Origin of the sequence: Dietzia sp. HMSC21D01 (assembly GCF_001815995.1) — a bacterium.
In the GTDB taxonomy this organism is placed as follows: domain Bacteria; phylum Actinomycetota; class Actinomycetes; order Mycobacteriales; family Mycobacteriaceae; genus Dietzia; species Dietzia cinnamea.
In genome coordinates this window covers 1-3,043 of the sequence record NZ_KV824026.1, presented here as the reverse complement: position 1 = coordinate 3,043, position 3,043 = coordinate 1, and the positions used below count along the sequence as shown (strand labels likewise).

General features: G+C 70.2%; 2 protein-coding genes, 1 tRNA gene and 1 pseudogene. 2 read left to right on the top strand and 2 right to left on the bottom strand.

Translation table 11 applies throughout. The features are described from left to right. Positions 1-267 (bottom strand): annotated as a pseudogene (locus HMPREF3086_RS13440) (ABC transporter substrate-binding protein); the annotation flags it as partial. A gap of 75 nt (positions 268-342) precedes the next feature. Continuing rightward, positions 343-415, bottom strand: a tRNA-Glu gene (locus HMPREF3086_RS13435). A 119-nt stretch (positions 416-534) separates the two neighbouring features. Between HMPREF3086_RS13435 and HMPREF3086_RS13430 the strand changes: the two genes are divergently transcribed. After that, positions 535-1,275, top strand: a complete 741-nt coding sequence (locus tag HMPREF3086_RS13430; protein ID WP_082767604.1) for a TetR/AcrR family transcriptional regulator — start codon at positions 535-537, stop codon at positions 1,273-1,275. Continuing rightward, positions 1,268-2,857: an MDR family MFS transporter gene (locus HMPREF3086_RS13425; RefSeq protein ID WP_061227789.1), complete on the top strand. Its 1,590-nt coding sequence runs from the start codon at positions 1,268-1,270 to the stop codon at positions 2,855-2,857. Before HMPREF3086_RS13430 ends, HMPREF3086_RS13425 begins: the two co-directional genes overlap by 8 nt. Positions 2,858-3,043 lie beyond the last annotated feature (186 nt).

Sequence of the window (3,043 nt, the reverse complement as noted above, 5' to 3'; positions counted from 1 at the left end):
TCCCGTGCCGTCGACCGCCCACGCGGCCTCCGGCTCGCGGTCGAGCGCGTGCAGGACGTCGAGATCGGCCGAGGAGAGTGCGAGGAGACGGCGCGGCGGCGCGTCCGGCGTCGGTGTCCGGACCGGCTCGGGAGGGGCGAGCGGGTCCGTCGGGGTGGCGGACGGGCTCGTCGTCGTCGCCCCCTTCTCCGCGCCGCACGCACCGAGTGCGGCGAGGGACAGGCCGGCCCCCACGGCGAGGCGGAACAGGTCACGGCGCGAGGTCACGCGGTGATCTTCGCACGCACCCCGAAATGCGGAACGTCCCGGCTCGTCAGTGACGAACCGGGACGGCCTCCCTCGTACCCCCGATGGGATTCGAACCCACGCTACCGCCGTGAGAGGGCGGCGTCCTAGGCCGCTAGACGACGGGGGCCTTGCTCGCTGCTCCACCACAGTAGCCGACAGGTGGACGCGGAACCAAATCGGGGCGCGCGGCAGACTTCACCCGGTACAAAGATGCACTCGGTCTACTTTTTCCGTTAGGATTCCTCCGTGAGCTCTCCCCCCGACGCCTCCCTGCAGGCCCCCCACGCTCCCCCTCGTGCGGACGCTCGGCGTGACGACTCCCTGCGCGACCGGAAGCGCCGCGCGACCCTCCTCGCCATCGAGGACGCCGCCACCGCGTTGGTCCTCGAGCACGGGTACGACGCGGTGACGGTCGACCAGATCTGCGCGGCCGCCGAGGTCTCCAAGCGCACGTTCTTCAACTACGTCGCCTCCAAGGAGGCCGCGGTCATCGGCGCCAGCCCGCAGGACGTCCCCGAGGCCGAGCGCGAAGACTTCCTTGACGGGGTCGATCCGGACGTCCCACGCGCGCTGATGCGGGTCTTTCTCGCAGGCTTCGCGGCCACCCGCATCGCGGACAGGGAGCAGACAGCCATGCTCGTCCAACGCCGGCGTGACATCTTCCGGGCCGAGCCGCAGCTCGGTGCTGCGCGGATGACCGCCTCGTACCGGTTCCAGATCGAGCTCGTGGACCTCGTGTCCCGCCACCTCGACCGGCATCCGCGGCTGCGCCGACTGCCCGGGGTGAGCGCCGAGGCCGAGGCACGCGCGTGCGTCGCGCTCGTCGCCGCCTCGGGGAACCTCGGCATGGCCACCTGGCTGAACCGCGACTCCGCCTCCTTCGACGACCTCCACGCCGACTGCGCCACAGCCCTGCGCCAGCTCGCCGTGCTCGTCGGCGAGCCCTCCTCCACCGCCATCACCACCGACGGGATCCCGCATGAGTGAGACTGACATCCGCACCACCGCGGCACCGCCCGGTGCCGAGCGCCCCCTTACCCCGGCGCCGACGCCGCACAACGTCCCGCTGGTGTTCACTTCGCTGCTGCTGGGGATGCTCATCGTGTCCCTGGGGCAGATGATCTTCGCCACCGCGCTGCCCACGATCGTCGCCGACCTCGGCGGCGTCGACCGCATGAGCTGGGTCATCACCGTCTACCTGCTCACCATGACGATCGGCCTGCCCGTGTACGGCAAGCTCGGGGACCAGATCGGCCGCAAGCCGCTGTTCGTCGCCGCCATCCTGCTGTTCTCGGCCGGTTCGCTACTCGGCGCTCTCGCCTCGAACATCGACCTGCTCATCGCTGCCCGTGCCGTCCAGGGTCTCGGCGGCGGCGGCCTCATGGTCCTGTCCCAGGCCATCGTCGCCGACGTCGTCCCCGCCCGACAGCGCGGACGGTACATGGGCGTCATGGGCGCCGTCTTCGGGCTGTCCTCCGTCCTCGGCCCGCTCCTCGGCGGATTCTTCACCGAGGGGCCCGGCTGGCGGTGGGCGCTGTGGTTCAACCTCCCGGTGTGCCTGATCGCCCTCGTCGTGGCCGTCGTCTGGCTGCGCCTGCCCAACCGCGGGAGCGGACGCCGCACCGACTGGCCCGGCACGGTGCTCATGGCCATCAGCACCACCGCACTCATCCTTCTCTCGTCGTGGGGCGGCAACCGCTACGACTGGACCGACCCGGTCATCCTCGGCATGGGCGCGCTGTTCCTCGTGTGCGCCGTGGCCTTCGTCCGGGTAGAGCGTCGTTCCCCTCACCCGCTGATCCCGATGACGCTGTTCGCCGAGCGCAACTTCTCGGTCTCGACCGCCGCCGGGCTCCTGATCGGCGTAGCGATGTTCGGGTGCATGGCCTACCTGCCCACGTACATCCAGATGGTCCACGGTCTCGGCCCCACCGCGGCCGGCCTCATGATGATCCCCATGATGATCGGCATGATGGGCACGTCCATCGTCGTCGGCAACATCGTCAGCCGCACCGGCCGCTACAAGTGGTACCCCGTCGTCGGCACTCTCATCATGGCCGTCGGGCTCTGGTTCATCGGCTCGCTGCAGGCCGGTGACACCCTTGTCCACCTGGGCGTGGTTCTCTTCGTGTTCGGTTTCGGGCTCGGCCTGTGCATGCAGCTGCTCGTGCTGATCGTCCAGAACGCGTTCCCCATCACCATGGTCGGCACCGCGACCGCGTCCAACAACTTCTTCCGCCAGATCGGCGGCACGATGGGTTCGGCCATCGTCGGTTCGCTGTTCGTCAGTCGGCTCGCCGATCTCATGAGCGAGCGCATCCCCGCCGCGGCGGCCCAGCTCGGACCCGAGGGCGCCCGGGTCGCCGAGACCTTCGCCCACGGGGCGGGTGCAAACTCCATGAGCCCGGAGATCCTGGCCGGGCTGCCGGGTCCCCTGCACGACGCGATCGTCGGGGCGTACAACGACGCCCTGGTGCCGATCTACCACATCGTCGTCCCGCTCATCCTCGTCGCGACCGTGCTGCTGCTGTTCGTCCGCGAGGACACCCTCAAGGAGACGGTCGACTGACCGTCCACGAGGCGCGCCCATCGGTGCGCCCTTCGGCCGCGGTCCGCCGCCCTCACCCCCTCACCCCCGTGCCCGCGCTCACCGCGCGCCGGCGCGGGGGTGAGGAGTCCGATACGGGATCCGTACGCACGACACACGGCCCCGTCACGCGGCGTCACTAGTGGGCATCTCCGTTAGTTCGTCGGG

Bases quoted from the DNA above. Each gene is read 5' to 3' on its own strand.
- HMPREF3086_RS13425 (WP_061227789.1), top strand. From the start codon at position 1,268: ATGAGTGAGACTGACATCCGCACCACCGCGGCACCGCCCGGTGCCGAG.